This is a genomic window from Pseudomonas solani (genome assembly GCF_026072635.1).
Classification (GTDB): Bacteria; Pseudomonadota; Gammaproteobacteria; order Pseudomonadales; family Pseudomonadaceae; genus Metapseudomonas; species Metapseudomonas solani.
This window is the reverse complement of record NZ_AP023081.1, coordinates 6261019-6285436: the sequence shown is the minus strand read 5'-3', so window position 1 is coordinate 6285436 and position 24418 is coordinate 6261019. Positions and strand designations below refer to the sequence as shown.

The window sequence follows — 24418 nt, the reverse complement described above, 5'->3', positions numbered from 1 at the left end:
CCCCTGGGTGGCTTCCACTGATTCCCCGCTGAAGCGCGTCGTCGGTTTTCCCTTTTTCACAGGAGAAGACCATGACGGATCATTCCTGCGCCCATGCGCAAAATCTCGAGCTGTTCAAATACCCGCGGACCCCGCACCTCGAATCCTCACGCCTGCAGGTCGGTGACAGCGACGCCGACCAACTGGCCTACCGCGAGCTCGCCGGCTGCCACCTGGTGGTGGAAGAGAAGCTCGATGGCGCCAATGCCGCCATCAGTTTTTCCGCCGGTGGCGAGCTGCTGCTGCAGTCCCGTGGGCACTACCTGATCGGTGGTGGCCGCGAGCGCCAGTTCAGCCAGTTCAAGCAGTGGGCCCGGGCCCACGAGCACCTGCTGCTGGAACGGCTGGAGGACCGCTACGTGCTGTTCGGCGAGGTGTGCAGCAAGCTGCATTCGGTGTTCTACGACCGCCTGCCGCACCTGTTCCTCGAGTTCGACATCTGGGACCGCCAGCAACGGGCCTTCCTTTCCACCCGGGCGCGGCGCGCGCTGCTGGCCGGCAGCCCGGTGCTGTCCGTGCCGGTGCTCCACGAAGGCGCACCGCCGCCCCGGCTGGCGGACCTGCTCACGCTGGTGCGGCCGTCCCTGGCGCGCTCCGCCGGCTGGCGCGAGGCCTTCGAGCACACCGTGCGGCGCGAGGGGCTGGACCTGGCCCGCGCCTGGGCCAACGGCGATAGCTCCGAGCTGATGGAAGGGCTGTACCTGAAGATCGAGAGCCCCGAACACACCCTTGGCCGGGTCAAGTGGGTACGCCCGGACTTCGTCCAGGCCATCCTCGACTCCGGCATCCACCATTCACAGCAGCCGTTCATCCCCAACCTGCTGGCACCGGGCGTCGATCTCTACGCCCCCGAGCCGGTGGTGACCTGGGCCGACCTGGCCGCTGCACAAGGACGACACCCATGAACATGGAACACCTGCGGGCCCTGGTGCCCGCCCCCGGCGGCGCAGCGGACTTCGCCGCCTGCCTGGCGCTGATCCCGGCGCTGGGCGAGCTGGCCAGCACCCCGCAAGACCCGGTCTACCACGCCGAAGGCGATGTCTGGACCCACACGCAAATGGTGGTGGAGGCGCTGCTGGGGCAGGGCGCCTACGCCACGGCGGACGCCGACGAGCGCTTCGTGCTGTTCATCGCCGCGCTGCTGCACGACATCGCCAAGCCGGCGACCACGGTGATCGACGACATCACCGGCAAGATCGGCCAGCCCGGCCATTCCCGGCGCGGCGCCATCGACGTGCGCATCCTGCTGTGGCGCGCCGGCGTGCCCTTCGCCTTGCGCGAGCGCATCTGCCGGATCATCGCCGTGCACCAGCTGCCGTTCTTCGCCCTGGCGGGGGACAAGAGCGGGCGTTCGGCGGAATTCATCCTGCACAAGCTGTCCTGGGAGCTGCCGGTGTGGATGCTCTGCGCCGTGGCGCGGGCCGATATGCAGGGCCGTCACTTCCACGGCAAGCAGGCGCTGCTGGACGACATCGAGCTGGTGGAGCAACTGGCTGAGGAGGAGGGCTGCCTGCGCGGGCCCAAGGCCTTCGTCGACGACTACACGCGGGTGCGCTACTTCCGTGGCGCGCGGGTGCTGCCGGACTATCCCCTGCACCGCGAGGTGGAGGGCTCCCAGGTGATCGTGCTGTCCGGGCTGCCGGCCAGCGGCAAGAACTCCTGGCAGGCGAAGCACCAGCCCGAGCTGCCGGTGATCTCCTTCGACGACGCGCGCGAGGCGCTGGGCCTGCGCCATGGCCAGAACGAGGGGGCCGCTGCGCACTTCGCCATCGACCAGGCCAAGGCACTGCTGCGTTCGCGCCAGCCCTTCGTGTGGAACGCCACGCACCTGTCGGCGCAGATGCGCAAGAAGACCCTCGACCTGCTCTACGCCTACGACGCCCGCGTGCAACTGGTGTACCTGGAGGCCAGCGAAGCGGAGATCCGCCGGCGCAACACCCGGCGCGACAGCAGCCTGCGCAACCAGGACATCGCGCGGATGCTGTTCAAATGGGAAGTGCCGCTGCCCACCGAGGCCGAGGAGGTGCTCTACCCCGGCTGAGGTGGTGCCGCGTCAGGGGGTGTCGAGGGCGCGGGCAAGATGGCCGAGGATCATGTTCCAGCCGTCGCGGGTGGCGGTGGCGTAGTGGGCCCAGGCCGGGCGCATCTCATGCTCCAGCAGCAGTTCGCAGCCCTCGCCCAGGGGGGTGAAGCTGAGGCTGATGCGGTCGCGTGAAGGGTCGTCGCGGTCGATGCCGAAGGTGAACACCAGGCGCGTCGGCCGCTCGATCTCCAGGTACTCGCCCAGGTGCTCGGCATCCTCCTCGCCGCGTCGCTCGATGATGCAGTAGCTGCCTTCGACCCGGGCGTCGATGTCCACCACGCGCATCTCGCCGTCCGCCGTGGCGAACAGGAAGCGCGAGGCGATCGCCGGGTCGAGCCAGGCGTCGAACACCTGCTCGGCGCTCTGGCGGAAGCGCCGAATGACGCTGATGGTGGTGGGGGCCGCTTCGGTCATCGGGTGGCTCCTGGGCCATGGATTGCTGTGTTGGACCGCCTCAGGCGCCGATCTTCTTCCTCACCATGCGCAGGAGCTTCTCGCCGACCCGCTCGATGCCCTTGTTCTGCGAGACGATCTGCGCGCCCTCCATCAGGTAGGTCAGCTCCTCGGCGACCTCCTGCGCATCGGCCAGGCCGGCCTCTTCGCAGAGCGCGGCGAGGCGGCGGAACTGCGCCTGCTTGTGCGCCTCGATCAGCACACGCGCAGGGTGCTGGTCGTCGGGGATCTCGGCGATCACGTTGGTGAACGAGCAGCCCCGGTAGGAGGAGGTCGACAGATCGTCGGCGATGAACTGGGCGAAGCCTAGCAGCTGCGCCCGGGCGTCGCCGGTGTGGGCCTGCGCCAGGCGCTCGAAGATGTCGCGGTACTGCTCGATGTGCAGGCGGATCCACTCCAGCACCAGGGCATCCTTGGATTCGAAGTGACGGTACAGGGTCATCTTGGTGGACTCGGCCTTGGCCGCGATGGCGTCCACCGTGACGCGGGTGATCCCCTCGTTGAAAAACAGCTCCTGCGCGGCATCGATGATGCGTTCGCGAGGGGGCAGGCGCATGACGCGCTCGGGTCGCATGGCGTTCTCCGCTTGACGGACGATACTGATGAGTATCACTGTATACCGAACAGTATCGTTCGATACTGAATGGTATCAATCATACCTGCTTCAGCTGGCAGGTGAACCTGGAGAGCCCCATGAATCTGTCTGAATACGCCGCTCAGGATGCACTCGGCCTGGCCGCGCTCATCGCCCGCCGCGAGGTGACCGCCGCCGAGGTCAGGGACGCCGCGTTGGCGGCTTTCGCGGCGCTCAACCCCGCGATCAACGCGCTGGTCGAGCACTGGGACGACGAGCCGGCACCTGCCGCCGGGCCGCTGCACGGCGTGCCGTTCCTGATCAAGGACGTGGGCGTGGCCATGGCCGGGCGCCGCAACGAGCTGGGCAGCCGCCTGGCCGAGGGGCTGGTGAGCCCGGCTGATTCCAACCTGATGCAGCGCTTCCGCCAGGCCGGCCTGGTGACCCTGGGCCGCACCACGGTGCCGGAGCTGGCCGCCAGCACCGCCACCGAATCCCTGGCCAACGGCCCCACCCGCAACCCCTGGAACCCGCAGCACGGTGCCGGCGGCTCCAGCGGTGGCGCCGCCGCTGCCGTGGCGGCCGGCCTGGTGCCGGTGGCCCATGCCACCGATGGCGGCGGTTCGATCCGCGTGCCGGCGTCGGTCACCGGCCTGTTCGGCCTCAAGCCCAGCCGCGGGCGGGTGTCCATCGGCCCGGCACTGGACGAGGTATGGAGCGGGCTGGCAGTGCAGGGCGTGCTCAGCCGCTCGGTGCGCGACAGCGCCGCGCTGCTGGATGCCATCCAGGGCCACGCCACCGGCGACCCGTATCGCATCCCCGCGCCCGTGCGGCCCTACCTGGAGGAAGTGGGGCGCGAACCTGGCCCGCTGAAGATCGGGCTGCTGCTGCACCCGCTCGATGGGGGACGCAGCGCGGCGTCCATCGTCCAGGCGACGGAAGGGCTCGCCCGGCAGCTGCAGGAAATGGGGCACCGGGTCGAGGCAGTGCAGCCGGATATCGGTTTGAGCTGGGAGGCCTTCGTCGAACTCAATGCGCGCTTCTGGGCCGCCAACACCGCCGACTGGATCGACGCCCTGGCAGCGCAGACCGGCCGGCCCATCGACGCCAGCACCCTGGAGCCGGCCAGCCTGGCCCTCTATGAGCTGGGCCGCGGCCTCAGCGCCATCGACCTGCTCGGTGCCATGCACATGCGCAACACCGTAGCCCGGCGCATGGGCGAATTCTTCACCCGCTTCGACCTGCTGCTGAGCCCGATCCTGCCGCACCTGGCGCCGCCCATCGGCGAATACAACCGGGGCCAGGAGACGCTGGACGGCCGCGGCTGGATGCAGCGGGTGTTCCGGCAATCGCCCTTCACCGCCCTGGCCAACGTCACCGGTGCCCCCTCCATGTCCGTGCCCCTGGCCCAGGACGCGGCCAGCGGGCTGCCCATCGGCCTGCAGTTCAGCGCCGACTGCGGCCGCGAAGACCTGCTGCTGCGCCTCGCCGGGCAACTGGAACGCGCATTGCCCTGGGCCAGCCGCCGGCCACCGATCTGGGTGGGCCGCCAGGCCTGAGGCGCGCTAGGCCCCAGCCTCCACCTGCAACCGCGCCCGCGCCTGGCCGTCGGGGCTGACCTCCAGCCCCAGGCTGGCGACCCGGGCGCCGGCTTGCTGCAACTGCCGCAGCCAGCCGATCAGGTCATCCAGCGCCCCCTCCAGGCCGAGGTTGATGCGCCCGGCGCCTTCATGGTCCATGCGCTCGATGTTCAGCCGTGCCTCGGCGCTGGTGCGTGCCAGCAGGCCGGGGAGGGCTTCGGCGGTCAGCGTCGCTTGCGGGCGCGCAGCTGGCAGGCGCGCCAGGTCGGCCTGCAGGGCCAGGGCCTGCTGGTAGTCCTGTTCAGCCTGGTGCAGGGCCTGGCGCTGGGGCTGCAACAGCAGCATCCAGGCCAGCACCGGGCCGAGGAACAGGCCCAGCAGGAGCAGTGCCCGACGCTCACGGGCGGGCAGCTGGCGCCAGCGGTTTTGCAGGGAGGAGAGCGGGTTCATCAGCGGGGTTCCTTGGTTTGGAGGGTACCGGTTGCGGGGTTCATTCGGCGATGCGCAGGCGCGTGCTCACGCCCTGGGCGCTGCGCACGCTGGAGTCGGCCTGCACCTCCAGCCCCTGGCTGGCGAGGCCTTCGCGCAGGCGTTCGATATCGGCGAAGGAGCCGGCCTCCACGCGCAAGGTCCAGCCTTCGCCGGCCTGGTAGTCGAGGCGCTGCACCCGGGCCAGGCTGCCGCCACCTGCACTCCAGCTATTGGCCAGGCTTTCCAGGCCGTTGGCCAGGCCCTGGGCTGGGCGCTGCGCCGCAACCAGCCGCGCCTGCACCTGGCGGCCCAGGTCGACCACCCGACGCTCCTCCGGGAAACGCCGCTGCCACTCGTCGAGGTTGGCCTGTTGCAGCGTGGCGCTGCCCTGTTCCAGCCAGTGGCGATGCAGCAGGTCCTGGGCCAGCTGGGCCCCCCGGCGAGAACGGCGACCAGCGCCAGGGCGCCGACGGGCACGCGCTTGCCGTTCCGTTGGGCGAATTCGCCCTGGCGCAGGTCGATGGCCCGTTGCGCGCCTTCCACCAGCAGCGGCCAGGGGGACTCCTCGCGGCGTATGAGCCCTTCCGGCAGCAGCTCCGCGAGGGCGTCCCATTGCGCGTCGGGCAGCGCCGCACACTGGCCTGCTCCGCCGCCCAGCAACCAGCGGCCCGCACAGTACAGGGCGCAGGGCTCGCCCGCTGGCAGGCAGTCGGCATCGAGGTGGATGCGGCTGGGCACCAGGCCGTGCTGGGCGAGCCGGGCCAGGCACCCCTGCAGCCAGGCACGGTCCAGTGCGATCACCCGGCAGCGGCGCCCGTCCAGCAGGGGGGCCCGGGCCAGGTGCAGGTTGTCGATGTCATCCAGCAGGCGCTCCTCCAGGGCGGAGCGCAGCGCCTGGCGCAGCCAGCGGCCGCTGCGGGCCGGCACCTCCACTTCATGGGTGCTGGCGGCTTCGGCGGGCAGCAGCAGGGTCAGCCGCTGGCCGGCCAGCGCCGTGGCCGCCTGGTGGAGGTCGCCCTGTTCGGGGGCGTGGGCGTCCAGCCACCAGGTCAGGGGGCTGTCGTCATGGGGAGTGGCGAGGTGGAGCCAGGCGTGCACGGGGGTTACTCCGGGTGTGAAAGGTCGGGCGCCAGCAGTTGCCGGCGCAGGACGTTGATACGGCCATCGCGCTCCAGGCGCAGGTCACTGGCGAGGTACAGCTGCCGCTCGCCCAGGCGCACCTGCAGGTGGGCGCGGAAATGCCGGCTGTCGACGCCCAGCTCCCGGCTGCTCACCTCGCGGCCGTGCAGCAGCGGCTGCTCCATGAAGGCCTGCACGCTGGCATAGCCCTGGGGCGGTCGTGCCTGCACCAGGGTGCGGGCGATGGCCGGGTCGAGGCCTTCGAGGCTGGCCAGCACCTCGGCGGATGCGGTGTTGAGGTTGAGCGCTACGCCGCCGAAGGTGGCGACATGCGGGCGCAGGCGTTGCAGGCCGGCTGCGTCCAGTTGCTCCAGGCGCGCCAGTTCGCTGCTGTCGGCGAAGGGCTGCGGCTTGCCGTCGGCGCCGGGCCGTTGCGGCAGCAGCGCCGGGTCGTGGTGGGGCAGGCCGAGGTTGGCCAGCAGGCGCTGGTAGCGTGCACGGGCCAGGCGGCTGGTGCTGCGCTGGGTGTCGAGGTCGAAACGCCCGGCCAGGTCTTCGATGCGGATGCGGATCTGCCCGCCATCGATGTCGAACAGGTTGCCGTTCCGGGCCCAACCCTGGCCCAGGTGCACCCGCAGCGGCTCCTCGCGCGTGGCGAGGTCATCGTGCAGCTGCTGGCGGGCCCAGGCCTCGCCGCTCAGGGCCAGTTGCCAGAGCTGTTGCTGCTGCAACTGGTTGGCGCTGCTGGTCAGGCTCAGGCGCTGACGGGCGAGCATGTCGCTGATGATCAGGGTGACCAGCGCCGTGACCAGCAGCACGCTGATCAGCGCCACGCCGCCCTGGCGGTGCCGTTCACTCATGGTCCGGCACCTTCAGGCCCGGCAGCAGGATGACCCGGCGCAGCCCCGGGTAGCCCGGCGCGTCCAGCTCGATCTCCAGCGCCCGGGGCAGGTTCAGCGGGCCGCCGCCTGCCGGCCAGGCGTCCGTGGGCTGACCCCGGTCATCGATGTAGCGCAGCCGGGTCAGTTCCACGCCTTCCAGCAGGCGCTGGCTGTGCCCCGCGCCGTCGTCGCCCCGGTAGGCCCGCAGCCACTGGCCCTGTTCCCAGCGGTGCTCGACCCACATCACCTCGCTGCGGCGCTGCTGCAAAGGGTTGGCCCAGCCGCCGCGCATCAGCCGCAGCTGGTGGTCGCGGCCGATCAGCGCCTGGCGTCGGCTCGGGTCATCGGGCAGGGCGGCGGGGAGGGCCTGCCACAGGTCGCGCTGGAAGATGTCCAGCGCGCGCTGCAACTGGCGCAGCTGCTGCTCGTGCTGCTGGATGCGCCGCTCGCTGTGCAGCACCCGCTCCAGCAACTGGTAACTGGCCAGGCCGAGCAGGGCGAACAGGGCGATGGCGATCAGCACTTCCAGGAGGGTGAAGCCGCGCTCGTTCATCGCGGCGCCTCGATGAAGCCGCTGAGCAGCGCGCGGGTCAGCGGTGGGTCGTTGGGCACCGCCACGTCCACCTTTACCTCCAGCAGGCGCGGGTCGGGGGCGGCGCTGACCTCGGTACCCAGCAGCCATTGGCGGCCGGCGAAGGCGATGCGCTCCTGGCGGTAGCCGCGTTGTGGCTCGCGCATGCCCGCGCGCAGCTCATTGAGGCGGTTGTCCGCCAGCCACTGGGCGAGGCTGCGCTCGGTGAGCCCGGCGTTGTTGCCGGCGATATGCCCGGCGGCGCTGTACAGCGCCACGGAGAGGGTGGCGAAGATGGCCAGGGCGACCATCACCTCCAGCAGGGTGAAGCCCTCACAGCGTTTCAATGCGCACCTCTTCCAGGCCATCGCTGGCCAGGGTCAGCAGCGGCTTGCCGCGCAGCTCCAGGTACAGGGTGAAGGGTGAGATCTCGTCGCTGGAGAGCACCAGCAACTGCGGCGCGCTGCCCCCGGGTGCATTGCCCAGCTGCGCGGCATCCTCGGCGGCTTCCATGCGCAAGCGCAGGGGCTCGGCCAGGTGCTGCGGGCGGTAACCGGGAGCGGGGGCCCAGCGGCCGTTGGGCTCCAGGCGCTGCACGGCGTAGCCGTCGGCGTCCACGCGCAGGCCGAACTGGCGCTGGGCGAGCAGCGCATCCTCGCGCAGCAGGGCGATCAGCACGCGCAGGCGCTCGGCCTCGCGGCGTGCCTGCTGGCCGCCGTGGTCGCCCTGGGCCAGGCCGGCCAATCCCGCCACCAGGCCGATCAGCAGGATGACCACGAGGATCTCCAGCAGGGTGAAGCCCCGCGCGCGGTTCATGGGTGGGCTCCGGTGTGGGCGGCATCGCGAATGAATTCGTTCCCACAGGGCCGCGAGGGAGTCACCTCTCTTCGTAGGATGGGTAGAGCGGAGCGAAACCTATGCGGCCGAGGTGATGGGTTTCCCGGCCCCATACGAAGCGGCGAATGCCCGGTGCGATGTGCTGGCGATGGCGTTGCCTTGGCTCCCTCGGTGCGGCAGCCCGCTTCGTAGGATGGGTAGCGCGGAGCGAAACCCATGCTGCCGAGGTGATGGGTTTCGCGGGGCTCTACCCATCCTACGGGAAGCGTTTTCACATGCTGCGGCATTTCAGCGATCCCAGTTGCCGATGTCGGCGTTGAGGCCATCGCCGCCGGCGCGGCCGTCGGCGCCGAAGGAGAACAGGTCGTAGGCCTTGCCCTGGCTGCCGGGGGTGATGAACTGGTAGGGGTTGCCCCAGGGGTCCACGGGCAGGCGCTTGAGGTAGCCGTCGGGGTTCCAGTTGCGCGCCGGCGGGCTGCCGCTGGGCTTGCTCACCAGCGCATCGAGGCCTTGCTGGGTGCCGGGGTAGCCGTGGTTGTCGAGCTTGTAGATGTCCAGGGCCATGGCGATGGCGTTGATGTCGGCGCGCGCGGCGGTGACCTTGGCCTGGTCGGGGCGGCTCATGATCTGCGGCACCACCAGGGCGGCGAGCACGCCGAGGATGACCACCACGACCATGATCTCGATAAGGGTGAAGCCTGCTTGGCTGCGTTTGCTGTGCATGGGGAGTCCTGCCGTTCAGGCGATGAGTTGGTTGAGGCTGAGGATGGGCATGAGGATCGCCAGCACGATCACCAGCACGCTGGCGCCCATGAACACGAGCATCGCCGGCTCGAACAGGCCCACCAGCATGGCGATGCGGGTGGCCAGTTGCGCTTCCTGCTGGCGCGCGGCGCGGTCGAGCATGGCGTCCAGTTCGCCGGAGCGTTCACCGCTGGCGATCATGTAAAGCATCATCGGCGGGAAGTGGCCGCTGCGTTCCAGGGCCCGTGTCAGCGGGCCACCTTCGCGCACGGCGCGGGCGACGTCTTTCAGACCGGTCCGAATCTGCCCGTTGGCCACCACTTCGGCGGCGATCTCCAGGGCATCCACCAGGGGCACGCCGCTGCGCCCGAGGATCGCCAGGGTGCTGGTGAAGCGCGTGCAGTCGCTGGCCCGCACCAGGCGCCCGAGCAGCGGCAGGCGCAGCAGCAAACGGTGCCAGGCGAGCCGCGTGGCGGGCCTGCGCAGGGCCAGGCGCAAGGCGCAGATGCCCCCGGCGCTGGCCAGCAGCAAGGCCAGGCCGTGGTGTTGCAACAGTTCGCTGGCGGCGATCAGGCCGCGGGTCAGCGCGGGCAGCTCCTGGCCGCTGTCGATGAACACCTTGACCACGTCCGGCACCACGAAGCCCAGCAGGAAGCCGACGATGCCGAAGGCGGCCAGCAGCAGGATGCTCGGGTAGAGCAGGGCCAGTTGCACCTGCTGGCGCGCAGCCTGGCGCGATTCGGTGTAGTCGGCCAGTTGCAGCAGCACCTGGCCGAGGTGCCCGGCGCGCTCGCCGGCTGCCACGGTGGCGCGGTACAGCGGCGGGAAGGCGCGGGGAAAGCCGGCCATCGCCTGGGCCAGGCCGTGGCCCTCCAGCACCCGCGCGCGGATGGCCAGCACCATGGCCTGCTGGCTGCGCTTTTCCGACTGCGCGGCGACGGCGGCGAGCACTTCCTCCAGGGGCAGGGCGGCCTGCACCAGGGTGGCCAGCTGGCGGGTCAGCAGGGCCAGTTCGGCGGCGCCCAGGCCACGCCCGGAGGGCTTGCCACCGGCGCTGCGGCTGCCCTTGGCCAGGCGCAGGCGCAGCGGCACCAGCTGGCGTTCACGCAGCAGCTGGCGGGCCTGGCGTTCGCTGTCGGCTTCCTGCACGCCGCGCTGCTTGCCACCGCCTGTATCCATGGCGAGGTATTCGTAGGCCGCCATCTCAATCCTCCCGAGTCACGCGCAGCAGCTCTTCGAGGCTGGTGACGCCGGCCAGGACCTTGTCCCGGCCGTCGGCGAACAGGCTCGGCCCGTGCTGGCGGGCATGGCGTGCCAGGTCGGCCTCGCCGCTGCCCTGGTGGATCAGCTGGCGCAAGGTTTCGTCCAGCAGCACCAGTTCGTAGAGGCCCTGGCGGCCCCGGTAGCCGCTGTGCTGGCAGGCCGGGCAACCGCTCGGCTGCCACAGCCGGGGCGCGGCGTCCGGGGCCAGGCCCAGCTGGGCGCAGGCAGCGGCGTCGGCGCGGGTTTCGACCTTGCAATGGGGGCAGAGCACGCGCACCAGGCGCTGGGCCAGCACGCCGAGCAGCGAGGTGCAGAGCAGGAAGGGTTCGACGCCCATGTCCACCAGGCGGGTGACCGCACCCACGGCGCTGTTGGTGTGCAGGGTGGAGATCACAAGGTGCCCGGTGAGGGAAGCCTGCACGGCGATCTCGGCGGTTTCGCGGTCGCGGATTTCGCCCACCATCACCACGTCCGGGTCCTGGCGGAGGATGGCGCGCAGGCCCCGGGCGAAGGTCATGTCGACCTTGGTGTTGACCTGGGTCTGGCCGATGCCGGGCAGGTGGTATTCCACCGGGTCTTCGATGGTGAGGATATTGCGCGACTCGCTGTTGAGGCTGGAGAGCCCGGCGTACAGCGTGGTGGTCTTGCCCGAGCCGGTGGGGCCGGTGACCAGGAGGATGCCGTGGGGCCGCGCCAGGGCGCCTTCGAGGCGCGTGCGGGTGGCGGCGTCCATGCCCAGGCGGGCGAGGTCGAGGCGCCCGGCCTGTTTGTCCAGCAGGCGCATCACCACCCGCTCGCCATGGGCCGAGGGCAGGGTGGAGACGCGCACGTCGACCTCGTGGCCGGCGATGCGCAGGGCGATGCGGCCGTCCTGGGGGATGCGCTTCTCGGCGATGTCCAGCCGCGCCATGACCTTGATCCGCGACACCAGCAGGCCCGCCAGTTCGCGACGCGGCCGGAGGATCTCGCGCAGCAGGCCGTCCACGCGCATGCGCACCGAAAGGTGCTGCTCGAAGGTCTCCAGGTGGATGTCCGAGGCATGGGCCTTCACCGCCTCGCCGAGGATGGCGTTGATCAGGCGGATGATCGGCGCGTCGTCTTCCTGGTCCATCAGGTCGGTGGTCTGCGGCAGGTGCTCGGCCAGGCTGGCGAGGTCGTCGTCGCCGGCCATCTGCTCGCCCAGGCCGGCGGCCACCTGCTGGGCGTCGCCCTGGCCGTCCCGATAGTGCAGGGCCAGGCGTTCGGCGAAGGCGTCCTGGCCGAGCACCCGGCAGCGCGCCGGCTCGCCGTGCAGGCGGCGCACCTCGGTGAGGATGGCCAGGTGCGTGTCGGCGCGGCACAGCAGTTCGCCATCGTCCAGCAGCACCCCGTGGCGCCGGGCGTAGCTGAAGGGCAGGCGGGCCACGGCGCTCATCGGCGCGCCCCGTCGCGCAGGTCGACGGCCGGCTCGGCGGTGGGGTCGAACAGCTGGCGCGGCGCGCTGGGCAGCAGCAGGCGGTTGGCCGCCGGGTCGTTGCTGCGCAACTGGCGCAGGTCTTCGTACTTGCGCTGGCCGAGGCGTTCGGCGGCTTCGCTGCTGCGCAACAGGGTGGGGCGCAGGAACACCATCAGGTTGGTCTTCTCCACCACGTCCTTGCTGGAGCGGAACAGTGCGCCCAGCAGCGGGATGTCGCCCAGCAGCGGCACCTTGCTGACCTGGGTCTTGACGTTGTCCTTGATCAGCCCGCCGATGACGATGATTTGCCCGTCGTCGGCGAGGATGGTGCTCTTCACCGCGCGTTTGTTGGTGATCACGTCGCTGGTGGAGATGCCCGCCGGCGCGGCCGCCAGCTCCGAGCTTTCCTGCTCGACCTTGAGCCGCAGGGTGTCGCCGTCGTTGATGTGCGGGGTGACCTTGAGGGTGATGCCGATGTCGCGGCGCTCCACCGTGGTGAAGGGGTTGGAGGCGCCGGCGCTGTCGGTGGTGTAGGAGCCGGTCTGGAAGGGCACGTTCTGGCCGACGAGGATTTCCGCCGCCTCGTTGTCCAGGGTCAGCAGGCTGGGGGTGGAGAGCAGGTTGTTGTTGGAGTCGCTGGACAGGGCGCTGATCAGCGCACCGAAGTTGCGGCTGCCGATGCCGATCAGGGTGCCGTCCGGCAGCGTCGGGCGCTTGCCGTCCTCCAGGGCGTTGATCACCGAGCCGATGGCGATGCCGTTGCCGCCGAACTGCACGGCGCCGGCGATATCGCCGCCGCGACCGGCCCACTGCACGCCGAGGGCTTCGTTGATGTCGCCGCTGACTTCGACGATCGCCGCCTCCACCAGCACCTGGGCGCGGGGGCGGTCGAGCTGGGCGATGATGCCGTCGAGCATCGCCAGTTGCGCCGGCTCGGCCATCAGCACCAGGGCGTTCTGGCTCTCGTCGGCACTGATGAGAATGGAGCCGGCCTGGCCGTCCTTGCCGCCACGCCCCACTTCCAGGCGCTTGCCGATGCCGCTGAGCAACTCGGCCAGGCGCTTGGCGTCGCTGTGGTGCAGGCGGACCACGCGGGTGCCGTCGCTGGCGTCACCGGGCGTGTCCAGGGCGCGGGCCAGGCGCGCCATCTGCGCGCGGGCCGGCTCCGGGCCGATGAGGATCAGGCGGTTGCTGCGGGCATCGGCCACCGCCTTGGCGCCCGGTGCGCCGCCATTGGCCTGGTTGACGCTCTCGCTCAGGGTGCTGGCCAGGTCGCTGGCCCAGGCGTGCTTCAGGCTCAGGGTGCTGAAGGCACGCTGGCCGGAGTCGTCCAGTTCGCGGACCACCTGGCGGATGCGCTCGACGTTGCTGGCGCTGTCGGTCACCACCAGGGCGTTGGCGGTGGTGGAGGGCGCGATATAGGCGTCGGTGGCCACCAGCGGACGCACCACGGCGGCCACTTCGGCGGCGCTGGCGTTGTGCAGCGGCAGTACCTGGGTGACCACGGCTTCACCGGCGCTGCCGTCGTGTTCGCTGGCGCGGGTCTTGGCGTCGGCCACCGGCACGATGAGCACGCGGTTGCCCTGATCCAGCGCGGCGAAGCCCTGGCTGCGCAGCACGCTGAGGAACAGCGCATAGATGCCGGCCTGGTCCATGGCGGCGGCCGATTGCACGGTGACCTTGCCGCTCATGCGTGGGTCCAGGACCATGGTCTTGCCGGTGATCGCACCGACTTCGCTGACCAGGTCGCGCAGGTCGGCGTCCTTCATGTTGAGGGTCCACTGGCGCTGCTCGTCCTTGGCAGCGTATGCGGCGAGGGGGCAGAGCAGGGTGCCGAGCATCAGCAGGGCGCGGGTGGTGCGGGTGAGGTTCATGGCGTCGTCTCGGGCGAGGGCGCTGGCGCGGCCAGGGGCACCAGCAGGGTTTCGGCGGGGCGGGCGAAGCCCAGGCGCTGTTCGCGGCCATTGCGCAGGATGAGCACGTGGTCGGCCTCCACGCTGCGCAGCAGGGCGCCACCGGGCAGGCGCTCGCCGGGGCGGTGGAAGGCGCTGCCGCCGGGGGAGGCGATCAGCGCGCGGGAATCTTCAGGGTGGTCGGCACGCAGGCTGGCGAGCAGCGTCAGGAGCATGCCGGGGTCTTCCTCGTGGGCGTCCTGCTGCGGCGGCATGGCGCCGAACATCAGGGCGATGGTGGTGGCATCCAGGCTCGGCGCTGGCATGGCCGTCGGCAGCGACGGTCGGGTCGGCGGTGCGTCGGCTTGGGCCCGCAGGGCCTGGTGGTAGTCGCCGCTGCCCAGGCCCAGCCAGGCCAGCCAGGCGCACAACAGCAGCGCAGCCAGGCCATGCAGGGCTTGGGGCGGCAGCGCGCGCGGCAGGGTGGGGATGAGCGTCATGGCGGCAGTTCCGTCGGGGACGGGAACGGCCCGGCGGCTCCTGGCCGTCGGGCGTTCCGGTTCATCGGGGTGGGGGCTCGGGTGATGGCCCGGCCCCGGTCGGGTTACTTGCGATCCCAGGCCATGCCGGAGTGGGAACCCTTGCCCGGCTCGAACTGGTTCGAACCCGGGGTCCACTGCTTGCAGTAGCCGCTGGCGGGGAAGGGCTTGCACTCGTAGACGTTGCCGTCCTTGGCCAGCACGGTGGTGCCGGCCTTGTAGTCGGCCAGGCCGTCCGGGAAGACGAAGTCGTACTTGGCGTTGCCCGGGTTTTCGCCTTCGCCCGGGTTCTCGCCACCGTTACCCGGTTCGGCGATCAGGCTGAAGCTGTGGGTCTGCTGCAGCAGCTCGCCCTTCTTCGGCGTGGCCACGACCACCAGGTCGTGCTTGCCGGCTTCGGCCTTCAGCAGCGGGATGTGGAAGTGCGGAATGTTGCCCGGTGCGGCTTCCTGGTGGGCGACGGTCTCACCCTTGGCGTTGAGCACCGTGGCCTTGACCTGATACTCGCCACCCTGGGCGATGGCGTTGAAGTGCAGGTCGGCCTTGCCATCCTTGATCTGGTAGCTGTCCTGCAGGCCGGTCAGGCCCAGGGAGCCCGGTACGCTCGGCTGGTCTTTCTGCACTTCGACGCGCACGACCTTGCTGTCGGCCTTCACGTGGATGCCGTTACGGCCGTAGTTGGGCACGACGTCGCCGGTGGTGTTCAGCTCGCCCAGCTTGTAGCCGAGGTCGGCGGCGTTGACCTTCTGCGCCAGCAGGAAGGGCCAGTTGTTGGCCTGGGCCTGGTTGGCGTTCTCGATCTTCAGCGAAATGCTGTTGAGCTGGCCGGTCTTGGCGAAGGCGCGCAGGGTCACGGTGTCGCCGACGCTGAGGGGCTCGGGCTGCACGGCGCCGATCTGGTTCCATTCCGGTGCCGGCGGGGTGGTGCCGCCGTTGCCGGCGCCATCGTTGTCGATGTTGACGTCGACCGCCTGGTAGAAGGTGGCGTCGGTGTCGCCGATGCGCCAGGTGGCGAGGATCACGTGGTAGCCGCTGCGGTCAGCGGGGATGTTCAGGCGGTGGGTGCTGGAGCCTTGGGAAACCGGCTTGGCATGACCGCTGGTGGCGAAGTCCTCGTGCAGCAGCGGGGCGGCTTCGAAGGAGGCGCGGGTCAGCGGCTGGTTGGGGTTCCAGTCCTTCTTGGTGATGTAGAACTGCCAGTAGGCGGTGGCGTGGCCGGCGGTGTACTTCCAGCGGAAGTCCTGCAGGCCGGGCTTGATGGTGGTCTTGTGCCAGCGGGTGGCGGTCTGTTCGTTCAGCGGGCTGTAGGAGTTGTGGCCGCCGGCGGCGATGGTGCCATCGGCCGGGCCGCATTCACGGAAGGTGCCGCCGCACCATTTGCCGCCGAAGTGGTTCTGCGCGTCAGGGCGGTATTCCACGCTTTGCGGTTCCCACTGGATGGAGCCGCAGTTGGCGTTGAGGTTGCCGCCGCCCATGCTGCACATCAGCGAGCGGGATTTCGGGCTCTCGATGTAGCCATGGGAGAAGGCTTGCTGGGATGCCAGGGTGGCGAGGCCGACCGCGAGGGCCAGGGGCAGCTTGCGCAGGGTGCGCTTGGAAATGCTCATCGAAGTACCTTTCTGAGAGGGGTTCAAAATGGGCGCTCCGATATCGCTGCCTGTTGCAGGCAGGCCCGCCGCGACAGGTTGGCAGCGATATCTGGAGCGGATTCAGGATGCCTCCGGGGAGGTTCCTGTCCCATCGGACGAGTCCGAGAATGGCCTTGTGAATATGCGGGGCGGCGCCACGGCGATCGGGCTGCTTGAATCAAAGGTCGTCGAGGGCTGTCAGAGCCAAGGGTCCAGTCGTCGGGAGGACATATGGACGTAACCCCTCTCCCCACCAATGAAACCGAACGCCAGAACAGGGTCCGCGCGCTGCGGCCGCTGGAAAATCGACAGGACGAGGTCTTCGAGAAGCTGGTGCAGATGGCCACCGAATATTTCGAGGTGCCCATCGCGCTGATCTCGATCATCGATGACAACCGCCAGTGGTTCTGCGCCAGGGTGGGACTCGCCGTGAGCGAGACGCCCCGGCGTGACGCGTTCTGCGCCCACGCGGTGATGTCGGAGCAGTTGTTCCAGGTCGGCGATGCGCGCCTGGACGAGCGCTTTTGCGACAACCCGCTGGTCACCGGCGAGCCCGGCATCCGCTTCTACGCCAGCGTGCCGCTGCTCACCGAGGAGCGCCTGGCCCTGGGCAGCTTCTGCATCATCGACAGCGAGCCGCGCCCGCCGCTGTCGGCGCGCGATGCCGCCATGCTGGAGTCCCTCGCGGAACTGGCGATGCTGCGCCTGCGCAACATCCGCGAGGCCACCTTCATCGACCAGCCAACCGGCCTGTACAACCGCTTGCGCCTGGAGGAGGACGTGGAGGGCGCGCTGCGCGCCGGTCAGCGCATCACCGTGGTCGCGGCGGACATGATCGCCCCGGCCTTCCTCAACGACATCGTCAAGGTGCTCGGCTACCCCTTCTCGGCGGCGTTGATGCTGCTGATCAAGACCCGTCTGCAGCAGGCGCTGCCGGAGGGGCACCTGCTCTACAAGATCAGCCCCACGCGCTTTGGCTTCATCATCCACGGCGCCCGGCGCGAGGCCGTGGAAAGGCTCTCCCACCGCCTCGCCGACGTTTTCTCGGCGCCCATCGAGTGCGAGGGCATCCCGCTGCAGATCCGCTTCGGCGCCGGCATTCTCGATCTCGATCCGCAGACGGACCATCGCGACTGGCTGCGGTTGCTGGTCAGCTCCGCCGACAACGCCCGGGAAACCGGGGTGCGCTGGCGCTACTACGAGGCCGCGCTGGACCATGCCCAGCAGCGTGCCTTCATCCTCCTGTCGTCGTTGTCCAGGGCGGTGCACGCCGAGGACCAGCTGCGTCTGGAGTACCAGCCCCGTGTCGACCTGGTCAGCGGTCGCCTGGTCGGGGTCGAGGGGCTGCTGCGCTGGCGCCACCCGCAACTGGGAGGCATCAGCCCGGCGGAATTCATCCCTCTGGCCGAGCGCACCGCGCTGATCCGCCCGTTGAGCCTGTGGGTGGCCGAGCGGGCCATCGTGCAGGCCCGCGAATGGCAGCGGCAGGGCTGGGGCTGGAAGGTGTCGATCAACGTCTCGGCCAGCGACATGGACGATGCCGATTTCGTCGACCGCATCATCGAGCTGGTGCGCAGCCACCAGATCGACGGCTCATGCTTGGAGCTGGAGTTCACCGAAAGCGTGCTGATGAAGAACCCGGAGGAGGTGCGGCGCAACCTGTTCCGCCTGCGCGACCAGGGCATCGAGCTGGCCATCGACGACTTCGGCACCGGCTACAGCAACTGGTCCTACCTGCGCGACCTGCCCGCCAGTTCGGTGAAGCTGGACCAGTCGTTCATGCGCAACGTACAGACCGAGCTGCGCGACCAGCGGGTGGTGGGCGCGGTGATCCAACTCGCGCGGCAATTGGGCTATCGCGTGGTGGCCGAGGGCGTGGAGACCGAGGAGCTGTACCGCCTGATGCAGTGGTGGGGCTGCGACGAGGTGCAGGGCTACTACGTGGCCCGACCGATGTCACCGGAGCAGCTGGAGGAGTGGCACCGCTCGCGCAGCTGACCCGGGCCGGCGAGGGCCCGGGCAGGCTGGAGCGGAGCGATCAGGACAGGGCGGGCTGGCCTTCGGTGGCCGGGCCGGCCTGGGCGAGGATGAAGGCCTGGGGCACCAGCGGATGCAGCGCGGCATCCGTTTCCTGGCGCACGGCTTCGGCCTCGTCGAGCAGGTGGCGCCAGGTTTCCGCATCCAGCCCGGCGAAATCACGCAGCGCGTTGATATAACCCTGTGCCACGCCGAAACGGTAGGCGAGGGTGCGTCCATCAGCGGCGTTGCGCATGTGCTGCAGCCGTTCGCGGGCTTGGGACAGGGCCAGTTCAGGGGAAATATTCATCGAAGTTCGACTCCTTCGTAACGATATGGCGCTTCGATCGCCACCTGGCGCATCGATATGATGTTGATCTCATATCTATATGAAGGGTTCAGGTCAGTTTCGCGGTTTTTGCAGCGAACAGGGCATGTAGGGGCGGTTTCATCCGCGAAAGGCATCGCGAATGAATTCGCTCCCACCGGGCCCGGTGCCTATCGGGGTGTAGATACCGTCTTGATCCCTAGTGAGCAAGGGCCAGTTTTACGTCGTACGGCTGGCCCGATTTCAAGACGCCATAAGCGATGTTCAGCAGCTTACGCATCGCTGCACAGATGATCTGCATGCCGGTCTTGCCCTTGGCTCTGAGGCGTTCTCTCATCGCTTTGATCGCCCCGTTGTGCTGCAGGGCGCAAACGGCAGGCATGTACAGCCCAGCACGCAGCCGCGATGAGCCCATCTTGGAAATGCGGGTCTGCCCCCGGTACTTACCAGACTCCTGCAAACGCGGATTGAGCCCGGCAAAGGCGGTAATCGCGCGGCTGCTGGTGAAGCGATGAGGGTCGCCCAGCTCCGCCAGGATCAGGGCGGCTGTCTTGTCCGCGATGCCATCGATGCTGGTCAACAGATCACGTTTGCCGCGCAGATCCGGGTCATTGTCGATGTGGTTGTTGATGGCCTTGAGGGTTTCCTCGATCTGTTGCTCGATGTGCCGCAACACTGAGCGGATCGACTCCTGCACGCTGGTATCGGCCACCTCCAGGCGATTGCTCTCCATCTGCTGGATTTCCTGCAGATCCGCCAGGCGCCGCATCAGTGCTTTCAGGCGCCGTATGGCGCGAGGTTCAGGCTGCCAGGGCCGTAGCTCATCTTGGTGGCGCTCGCCGTATTCGGCGATCAGCTTGGCGTCGACCTTGTCAGTTTTCACGCGCTGCAGCTGACTGCGGGCGTAGTGAGCGATTTGCGCTGGGTTGAGGACGCAGACCCGATAGTTCTGCTCCAGCAGCCATTCGGCCAGGGCTTCATGGTGGATGCCGGTGGCTTCCATCACGACCCAGGCACCCGCCTCGCTGTGCTTGTTCAGCCACTCCTGCAGCGTGCGAAAGCCCGCCTCGCTGTTGGCCAACTTGGCCTTGGTGCGGTACTTGCCGTTCGCCTGCAGGGTGGCGATATCAAACGTGTGCTTCGCAATGTCGACACCAATGACACTGGGCATGTGTGCTCCTCCTGATCGTTCCAAATGCGATCATCACTGCACCCGGCCCAACCTTGTGAATGCGAGCTCTGGGCTCAAGATACCGTTCGGGCTGTTCGAGTGAGTGTGGAGGGGCGGAGCACTATCTACGTCGCAGGCTCAGGGCCTAAGGGTGGACACGACTTCCAGCCCCTCCCCCGATGATCAGTCGGGAACTATTACCCCTGAAGGGGTAGTTAGTCGAGATACAAGGGTGGATGACGCTCTTTTCATCCACTAGGCGGGGTTGGGCGCGGCCCCGGGCTGAAGCCCGGGCTACGGTGCTGTCCTGGGCAACGGAAGTCGCCCCTCTCGCGCAGGAGAGGGGCGGTGCGTCACTCCTGCGGCTGCGCCTTGCGACGGGCGCGGCGGGACAGCATGTTGAGCGCTTCGATGGCGGCGGAGAAGGCCATGGCGGCGTAGATGTAGCCCTTGGGCACATGGGCGCCGAAGCCTTCGGCGATCAGGGTCATGCCGATCATGATCAGGAAGCCCAGGGCCAGCATCACCACGGTGGGGTTGTTGTTGATGAAGCGCGCCAGGGGATCGGCAGCCAGCAGCATCACGGTGACGGCGGCGACCACGGCGATGACCATGATCGGCACATGCTCGGTCATGCCCACGGCGGTGATGATGCTGTCGACGGAGAACACCAGGTCCAGCAGCAGGATCTGCACGATGGCCGAGCTGAAGCCGATGGCGGCGACCTGCTTGCCGACGAACAGGTCGCCTTCCGGCGCCGGGTCCACCGAGTGGCGGATTTCCGTGGTGGCCTTCCACAGCAGGAACAGGCCGCCGGCGATGAGGATCATGTCCTTCCAGGAGAACGCGTGGTCGAACACCTCGAACACCGGGTGCACCAGTTGCACGATCCAGGCCACGGTGCCGAGCAGGCCCAGGCGCAGGATCAGCGCCATGCCGATGCCCAGGCGGCGGGCCTTGGCGCGCTGGTGCTCGGGCAGCTTGTTGGTGAGGATCGAGATGAAGATCAGGTTGTCGATACCCAATACCACTTCCATGACCACCAGGGTGGCCAGGGCGATCCAGGCGGTGGGGTTCGACACGAGTTGCAGGAGGTAATCCACGTCGGCTATCCGAAGATTCAGGGAGGCGCCATTCTGGAGATTCGACCGAACGGCGGCGATGGAGGAATAGCAACAAGTCTTTTCAAAGCGCACGCCGGCGCAAGGCGCTGTCCCGGGTTCCCGACAGGCGGTGCAGCGGCGGCGCCAATGGGGGCTCGGGCCGAGGCGGGAAATTGTTCGCAGACAGTGTCCCAGAGCCTGTTCATACTGCCCACACCCTCCCCCGGAACGACCCTGCCGCTGCATGAAGACCGTTGCCATCCTGCTATTCCCCGACCTGCTGATGCTCGATGTGGCCGGCCCCATGGATGTGTTTTCCATCGCCAACCGCTACCTGCCGCCGCAAGAGGCCTATCGCATCGTCACCCTGGCCGCCGGCGAGCGCACGGTGCGCGCCTCCAACGGCCTGGCCATGCAGGCCGACCTGCTGATAGAGGACGCCGAGCCGACCTATGACCTGTTGCTGGTGCCCGGTGGCCCGGGTGCCTACAACGACCGCCAGGATGAGGCCATGCTCACCTGGCTTGGCCGGGCCGCCGAGGCGTCGCGGCGCTATGGCTCGATCTGCACCGGTGCCTTCATCCTCGGCGAGGCCGGGTTGCTCGAAGGCCGCCGCGTCACCACCCACTGGCACTACATCGAGCGCCTGGCCGCGCGCTGTCCGGGCGCCGAGATCGAGACCGACCAGATCTACATCCGCGACGGCAAGCTGTTCACCTCCGGCGGCGTCACCGCCGGCATCGACCTGGCCCTGGGCGTGGTCGCCGAGGACCATGGCCGCAAGCTGGCCCTGGACGTGGCCAAGGTGCTGCTGGTGGTGATGCAGCGCCAGGGCGGCCAGGCGCAATTCAGCCCGCTGGCGGCCGGCGTGGTGGGAGGTGATTCGCCCATTGCGCGGGTGCAGAACCACGTGCTGGAGCACCTGGACGAGCCCTTCAGCATCGAGCGCATGGCCACCCTGGTGGCCATGAGCCCCCGGCACTTCTCCCGGGTGTTCGCCCGCGAGGTGAAGATGACGCCCATGGAGTTCCTCCAGGGCGCGCGCCTCGACCGCGCCCGCCACCTGCTGGAAACCGGCGACCTGCCCCTGAAGACCGTGGCCTATCGCAGCGGTTTCGGCAGCGTGCGGCACATGAGTTTCCTCTTCGCCAAAAAGCTTGGCCTCAGCCCTGCACAGTATCGCCGCCAGTTCAGTTGACCCCGGGGTGCCGGGCCAAGGGCCTCGCCGGGGCCCGTGTCCGTCCTGGGCATCGCCTTGGCCGTTCTTATCCTCCCGTTGCCGTTGTCCTGTCGCATCAGGCTGGGATGATGGGAAGCATTCTCGAAAGGAGGGTGCACGGGCCCGGATCGGGGCCTTGCAGGCAGTTCGCAGGGTGCCCGCCGGTTGCCGGCATACAGTGACATGCACGACATCAGCACCACCCGGGATGAGCGGGTCCTGCGCTTCGGCGCGTTCCGCTTTCACGTTCAGCAGCGCCTGCTGCTCGAAGACGGCCAGCCGCTGCGCCTGGGCAGCCGAGCCCTGGACATCCTCCAGCTGTTGCTGGAGAACGCCGGCCACCTGGTCGGCAAGGACTGCATCATCGCCCGCGTCTGGCCGACCACTGTGGTGGAGGAAACCAACCTGCGGGTGCACATCGCCGCCCTGCGCCGCGCCCTTGGCGATGGTCGCGACGGGCGCCGCTTCATCGCCAATGTGCCGCAGCGCGGCTACAGCTTCGTCGCCGAAGTCGCCTGTGAAGGCAGTGTCTCGACCCCGGCGGCGCTACCGGCACACAACCTGCCCATACGGCTGACCCGTATCGAGGGGCGCGATGCCGTGGTCGGCACGCTGGTGAGCCAGTTGCCGGCGCGGCGCTTCTTCACCCTGGTGGGCCCCGGCGGCATGGGCAAGACCACCGTGGCCCTGCGCGTCGCCGAGTTGCTGCTGGAGCACTACGCGGACGGCGTGCACTTCATCGACCTGGCCGCCTGCGGGCCCGAAGGCGTGGCCGCTGCGGTGGCCACGGTGCTTGGCCTGGCGCCGGCCAACGGCGAGCCCCTCGCCGCCCTCGGCTGCCAACTGCGGCAGCGCCACGCGCTGCTGGTGCTGGACAACTGCGAGCACGTCATCGATGCCAGCGCGCTACTTGCCGAAGGCCTGCTGCGCCGTGCGCCGCGCCTGGCGATCCTGGCCACCAGCCGCGAACCCTTGCTGGCCGAAGGCGAGTGCATCCAGCGCCTGGCGGGGTTGCCGGTGCCGCCACCACCGGGCGACTGCGGCGTGGACGAGGCGCTGGGCTGTGCGGCCATCCGCCTGTTCGTCGCCTGCGCCCGTGCGCGCCAGGACGGCTTCCGCCTGCGCCCCGGGGACGTGCCGCTGGTGAGCGACATCTGCCGTCGCCTCGACGGCCTGCCCCTGGCCATCGAACTGGCGGCGGCCCAGGTGGATGGCCTGGGCCTCGAAGGCCTGCAACGGCTGCTCGATGGCCAGTTCCAGCTGTTGGCCCAGGGGCGTCGCACCGCAGCGGCCCGGCATCAGAGCCTGCGGGCGAACCTGGATTGGAGCTACGGTCTGCTCTCTGCCCTGGAGCGTGTCGTGCTGCAACGCCTGGCGCTGTTCAAGCAGGCCTTCACCTTCGAAAGCGCCGTTCGCGTCATCGGCTGCGAGCGCCTCAGCGAGACACGGCTGTACGAGGCCATCAGCCATCTGGTGGCGAAATCCCTGCTGCTGGCGGAGCCGGAGGAGGAGCAGGTGTGCTACCGCCTGCTGGAAACCACCCGCGCCTACGCCCTGGACAAGTTGCACAGCGGCGGCGAGCTGCTGGAACTGCACCCCCCGCGTGCCCCCGAATGGCGCCAGGCGCTGCTGCTGCCCAGCCTCTGGCGCGGCGCACCGATGCCGGTAGTGCCCCATTGAGTCTGCAGGTTGAGCGAACCCTGCAGCGAGGCCGAACCTCGCCCCGTTGGGTCTCGCTGCGCTCGGCGCCAACCTACGGCGCCGTGCCCCACCCGAACCACGGTGCCGACCGGTGTGTAGGGTGGATGACGCTCTTTTCATCCACCGAGCGATGCCGCCAGGGGCACCGTGTCAGGGCAGCCCTGCGGCCTGCTTGGCGACTGAAGTCGCCCCTACATGGGTCGCGAGCCAGCCCGTAGGTCGAGCACGTAGGGCGGGTGAAACCCGCGGTGAATGGGTTGCGTCGCTGTCGGGTTGCACCCGACCTACATGAGGCACCAAGGGAACGAACTCATTGGGATCACTCGCCGATCAGCCGCCAGCTCATCGGGTTGACCCCTTCGGCGCGGGTGAAGAGGCGGGAGAAGTGGGCCTGGTCGTAGAAGCCGCATTCGAGGCCGATGCGGGTGAGGCTGAGGTCGGAGGTGCGGATCAGCTCCTTGGCGCGGGCCAGGCGTTGCTGGCGCAGCCAGTCCTGGGGCGTCATGCCGGTGCTGCATTTGAAGGCGCGGGCGAAGTGGCTGCGGGAGAGGGCGCAGGCCTCGGCCAGGCGGGCGACGGGGATGCCCTCGGCGAGGTGGTCGAGGAGCATCTGCTTGGCCAGGCGCTCGCGCCAGGGGGCGAGGCCGCCGGAAGTGCCGGCATCGACGGGCTGTTCGTGCTCGCAGGTGCTGTCGTGGTGGAGGCTGGCCATGGCGTTCATCCCGGTTCGCGGTGGCTGGCCCGTGGCCTGGGGCCACGGGAGGATCACCG

Annotated in this window: 24 protein-coding genes and 1 pseudogene; 6 read left to right on the top strand and 19 right to left on the bottom strand. The window is 69.1% G+C overall.

Annotated features, from left to right (window positions below; translation table 11 throughout):
- The first annotated feature begins 71 nt into the window (after window positions 1-71).
- A complete protein-coding gene (locus tag PSm6_RS28495; RefSeq protein WP_021222453.1) occupies window positions 72-944 on the top strand; it encodes an RNA ligase family protein in 873 nt (290 codons plus the stop codon).
- Window positions 941-2080: an AAA family ATPase gene (locus tag PSm6_RS28490; RefSeq protein WP_265168984.1), complete on the top strand. Its 1140-nt coding sequence runs from the start codon at window positions 941-943 to the stop codon at window positions 2078-2080. The genes PSm6_RS28495 and PSm6_RS28490 overlap by 4 nt, the downstream gene beginning before the upstream one ends.
- Before the next feature lie 12 nt (window positions 2081-2092).
- On the opposite strand, the gene PSm6_RS28485 is transcribed toward PSm6_RS28490, so the two are convergent.
- Window positions 2093-2536: an SRPBCC family protein gene (locus tag PSm6_RS28485; protein ID WP_265168982.1), complete on the bottom strand. Its 444-nt coding sequence runs from the start codon at window positions 2534-2536 to the stop codon at window positions 2093-2095.
- A 40-nt stretch (window positions 2537-2576) separates the two neighbouring features.
- Window positions 2577-3149 carry a TetR/AcrR family transcriptional regulator gene (locus tag PSm6_RS28480; RefSeq protein WP_265168980.1) on the bottom strand — a complete coding sequence of 191 codons (573 nt, stop codon included), beginning with the start codon at window positions 3147-3149 and terminating at the stop codon, window positions 2577-2579.
- Between the two features lie 119 nt (window positions 3150-3268).
- Between PSm6_RS28480 and PSm6_RS28475 the strand changes: the two genes are divergently transcribed.
- Window positions 3269-4708 (top strand): amidase, encoded by a 1440-nt coding sequence (locus PSm6_RS28475; RefSeq protein ID WP_265168979.1) that lies wholly within the window; start codon window positions 3269-3271, stop codon window positions 4706-4708.
- A gap of 6 nt (window positions 4709-4714) precedes the next feature.
- Here the strand turns inward: PSm6_RS28475 and PSm6_RS28470 are convergent, their stop codons facing one another.
- The 13 genes and pseudogenes from PSm6_RS28470 to gbpA form a co-directional block, all read right to left on the bottom strand.
- Window positions 4715-5179: a type II secretion system protein M gene (locus PSm6_RS28470; protein ID WP_043245986.1), complete on the bottom strand. Its 465-nt coding sequence runs from the start codon at window positions 5177-5179 to the stop codon at window positions 4715-4717.
- 40 nt (window positions 5180-5219) lie between these two features.
- Window positions 5220-5522, bottom strand: a complete 303-nt coding sequence (locus tag PSm6_RS30785) for a hypothetical protein (protein WP_503827124.1) — start codon at window positions 5520-5522, stop codon at window positions 5220-5222.
- Between the two features lie 173 nt (window positions 5523-5695).
- Window positions 5696-6298 (bottom strand): annotated as a pseudogene (gspL, locus tag PSm6_RS28460) (type II secretion system protein GspL); the annotation flags it as partial.
- 5 nt (window positions 6299-6303) lie between these two features.
- The gene (gene gspK, locus PSm6_RS28455; protein WP_265168977.1) at window positions 6304-7179 is read right to left on the bottom strand and encodes a type II secretion system minor pseudopilin GspK; all 876 of its coding nucleotides are present in this window, start codon (window positions 7177-7179) and stop codon (window positions 6304-6306) included.
- Window positions 7172-7753, bottom strand: a complete 582-nt coding sequence (gene gspJ / locus PSm6_RS28450; protein ID WP_265168976.1) for a type II secretion system minor pseudopilin GspJ — start codon at window positions 7751-7753, stop codon at window positions 7172-7174. Before gspJ ends, gspK begins: the two co-directional genes overlap by 8 nt.
- Window positions 7750-8118, bottom strand: coding sequence for a type II secretion system minor pseudopilin GspI (gspI, locus tag PSm6_RS28445; RefSeq protein ID WP_371876991.1), 369 nt, complete (start codon window positions 8116-8118; stop codon window positions 7750-7752). Before gspI ends, gspJ begins: the two co-directional genes overlap by 4 nt.
- Window positions 8105-8587, bottom strand: coding sequence for a type II secretion system minor pseudopilin GspH (gene gspH / locus PSm6_RS28440; protein WP_265168972.1), 483 nt, complete (start codon window positions 8585-8587; stop codon window positions 8105-8107). The genes gspI and gspH overlap by 14 nt, the downstream gene beginning before the upstream one ends.
- A 309-nt stretch (window positions 8588-8896) precedes the next feature.
- Window positions 8897-9331, bottom strand: coding sequence for a type II secretion system major pseudopilin GspG (gspG, locus tag PSm6_RS28435; protein ID WP_265168969.1), 435 nt, complete (start codon window positions 9329-9331; stop codon window positions 8897-8899).
- Window positions 9332-9346: 15 nt separating this feature from the next.
- The gene (gene gspF / locus PSm6_RS28430) at window positions 9347-10555 is read right to left on the bottom strand and encodes a type II secretion system inner membrane protein GspF (protein ID WP_265168967.1); all 1209 of its coding nucleotides are present in this window, start codon (window positions 10553-10555) and stop codon (window positions 9347-9349) included.
- Window position 10556: 1 nt separating this feature from the next.
- Window positions 10557-12029, bottom strand: coding sequence for a type II secretion system ATPase GspE (gene gspE, locus PSm6_RS28425; RefSeq protein WP_184491721.1), 1473 nt, complete (start codon window positions 12027-12029; stop codon window positions 10557-10559).
- The gene (gspD, locus tag PSm6_RS28420) at window positions 12026-13924 is read right to left on the bottom strand and encodes a type II secretion system secretin GspD (protein ID WP_265168966.1); all 1899 of its coding nucleotides are present in this window, start codon (window positions 13922-13924) and stop codon (window positions 12026-12028) included. Before gspD ends, gspE begins: the two co-directional genes overlap by 4 nt.
- Window positions 13921-14442, bottom strand: a complete 522-nt coding sequence (locus PSm6_RS28415; RefSeq protein ID WP_052351289.1) for a type II secretion system protein N — start codon at window positions 14440-14442, stop codon at window positions 13921-13923. The genes gspD and PSm6_RS28415 overlap by 4 nt, the downstream gene beginning before the upstream one ends.
- Before the next feature lie 104 nt (window positions 14443-14546).
- The gene (gene gbpA / locus PSm6_RS28410; RefSeq protein ID WP_265168965.1) at window positions 14547-16088 is read right to left on the bottom strand and encodes an N-acetylglucosamine-binding protein GbpA; all 1542 of its coding nucleotides are present in this window, start codon (window positions 16086-16088) and stop codon (window positions 14547-14549) included.
- A 252-nt stretch (window positions 16089-16340) separates the two neighbouring features.
- On the opposite strand from gbpA, the gene PSm6_RS28405 reads away from it, so the two are divergent.
- Window positions 16341-18107 carry a putative bifunctional diguanylate cyclase/phosphodiesterase gene (locus PSm6_RS28405; RefSeq protein WP_265168964.1) on the top strand — a complete coding sequence of 589 codons (1767 nt, stop codon included), beginning with the start codon at window positions 16341-16343 and terminating at the stop codon, window positions 18105-18107.
- A 40-nt stretch (window positions 18108-18147) separates the two neighbouring features.
- Here PSm6_RS28405 and PSm6_RS28400 read toward each other — a convergent pair whose 3' ends face one another.
- From PSm6_RS28400 to PSm6_RS28390, 3 genes are all read right to left on the bottom strand, one after another.
- The gene (locus PSm6_RS28400) at window positions 18148-18435 is read right to left on the bottom strand and encodes a hypothetical protein (protein WP_021222435.1); all 288 of its coding nucleotides are present in this window, start codon (window positions 18433-18435) and stop codon (window positions 18148-18150) included.
- Between the two features lie 217 nt (window positions 18436-18652).
- On the bottom strand, window positions 18653-19624 hold the full coding sequence (locus PSm6_RS28395) for an IS110 family RNA-guided transposase (RefSeq protein WP_265167663.1): 972 nt from the start codon (window positions 19622-19624) through the stop codon (window positions 18653-18655).
- 353 nt (window positions 19625-19977) lie between these two features.
- Window positions 19978-20727, bottom strand: coding sequence for a TerC family protein (locus tag PSm6_RS28390; RefSeq protein ID WP_021222434.1), 750 nt, complete (start codon window positions 20725-20727; stop codon window positions 19978-19980).
- Window positions 20728-20971: 244 nt separating this feature from the next.
- Between PSm6_RS28390 and PSm6_RS28385 the strand changes: the two genes are divergently transcribed.
- Window positions 20972-21925 (top strand): GlxA family transcriptional regulator, encoded by a 954-nt coding sequence (locus PSm6_RS28385; protein WP_265168963.1) that lies wholly within the window; start codon window positions 20972-20974, stop codon window positions 21923-21925.
- Between the two features lie 204 nt (window positions 21926-22129).
- Window positions 22130-23626 (top strand): ATP-binding protein, encoded by a 1497-nt coding sequence (locus PSm6_RS28380; RefSeq protein ID WP_265168962.1) that lies wholly within the window; start codon window positions 22130-22132, stop codon window positions 23624-23626.
- A 340-nt stretch (window positions 23627-23966) separates the two neighbouring features.
- Here PSm6_RS28380 and PSm6_RS28375 read toward each other — a convergent pair whose 3' ends face one another.
- The gene (locus PSm6_RS28375; protein ID WP_031288907.1) at window positions 23967-24359 is read right to left on the bottom strand and encodes a helix-turn-helix domain-containing protein; all 393 of its coding nucleotides are present in this window, start codon (window positions 24357-24359) and stop codon (window positions 23967-23969) included.
- Window positions 24360-24418: the final 59 nt, after the last annotated feature.

Bases quoted from the DNA above. Each gene is read 5' to 3' on its own strand.
- PSm6_RS28415 (WP_052351289.1), bottom strand. From the start codon at position 14,442: ATGACGCTCATCCCCACCCTGCCGCGCGCGCTGCCGCCCCAAGCCCTG.
- gspK (WP_265168977.1), bottom strand. From the start codon at position 7,179: ATGAGTGAACGGCACCGCCAGGGCGGCGTGGCGCTGATCAGCGTGCTG.
- PSm6_RS28475 (WP_265168979.1), top strand. From the start codon at position 3,269: ATGAATCTGTCTGAATACGCCGCTCAGGATGCACTCGGCCTGGCCGCG.
- PSm6_RS28495 (WP_021222453.1), top strand. From the start codon at position 72: ATGACGGATCATTCCTGCGCCCATGCGCAAAATCTCGAGCTGTTCAAA.
- PSm6_RS28395 (WP_265167663.1), bottom strand. From the start codon at position 19,624: ATGCCCAGTGTCATTGGTGTCGACATTGCGAAGCACACGTTTGATATC.
- PSm6_RS28490 (WP_265168984.1), top strand. From the start codon at position 941: ATGAACATGGAACACCTGCGGGCCCTGGTGCCCGCCCCCGGCGGCGCA.
- gspJ (WP_265168976.1), bottom strand. From the start codon at position 7,753: ATGAACGAGCGCGGCTTCACCCTCCTGGAAGTGCTGATCGCCATCGCC.
- PSm6_RS28375 (WP_031288907.1), bottom strand. From the start codon at position 24,359: ATGGCCAGCCTCCACCACGACAGCACCTGCGAGCACGAACAGCCCGTC.
- PSm6_RS28485 (WP_265168982.1), bottom strand. From the start codon at position 2,536: ATGACCGAAGCGGCCCCCACCACCATCAGCGTCATTCGGCGCTTCCGC.
- gspD (WP_265168966.1), bottom strand. From the start codon at position 13,924: ATGAACCTCACCCGCACCACCCGCGCCCTGCTGATGCTCGGCACCCTG.
- gspH (WP_265168972.1), bottom strand. From the start codon at position 8,587: ATGAACCGCGCGCGGGGCTTCACCCTGCTGGAGATCCTCGTGGTCATC.
- gspF (WP_265168967.1), bottom strand. From the start codon at position 10,555: ATGGCGGCCTACGAATACCTCGCCATGGATACAGGCGGTGGCAAGCAG.
- PSm6_RS28470 (WP_043245986.1), bottom strand. From the start codon at position 5,179: ATGAACCCGCTCTCCTCCCTGCAAAACCGCTGGCGCCAGCTGCCCGCC.
- gspE (WP_184491721.1), bottom strand. From the start codon at position 12,029: ATGAGCGCCGTGGCCCGCCTGCCCTTCAGCTACGCCCGGCGCCACGGG.
- PSm6_RS28380 (WP_265168962.1), top strand. From the start codon at position 22,130: ATGCACGACATCAGCACCACCCGGGATGAGCGGGTCCTGCGCTTCGGC.
- PSm6_RS28400 (WP_021222435.1), bottom strand. From the start codon at position 18,435: ATGAATATTTCCCCTGAACTGGCCCTGTCCCAAGCCCGCGAACGGCTG.
- PSm6_RS28405 (WP_265168964.1), top strand. From the start codon at position 16,341: ATGGACGTAACCCCTCTCCCCACCAATGAAACCGAACGCCAGAACAGG.
- PSm6_RS28385 (WP_265168963.1), top strand. From the start codon at position 20,972: ATGAAGACCGTTGCCATCCTGCTATTCCCCGACCTGCTGATGCTCGAT.
- gbpA (WP_265168965.1), bottom strand. From the start codon at position 16,088: ATGAGCATTTCCAAGCGCACCCTGCGCAAGCTGCCCCTGGCCCTCGCG.
- gspG (WP_265168969.1), bottom strand. From the start codon at position 9,331: ATGCACAGCAAACGCAGCCAAGCAGGCTTCACCCTTATCGAGATCATG.
- PSm6_RS28480 (WP_265168980.1), bottom strand. From the start codon at position 3,149: ATGCGACCCGAGCGCGTCATGCGCCTGCCCCCTCGCGAACGCATCATC.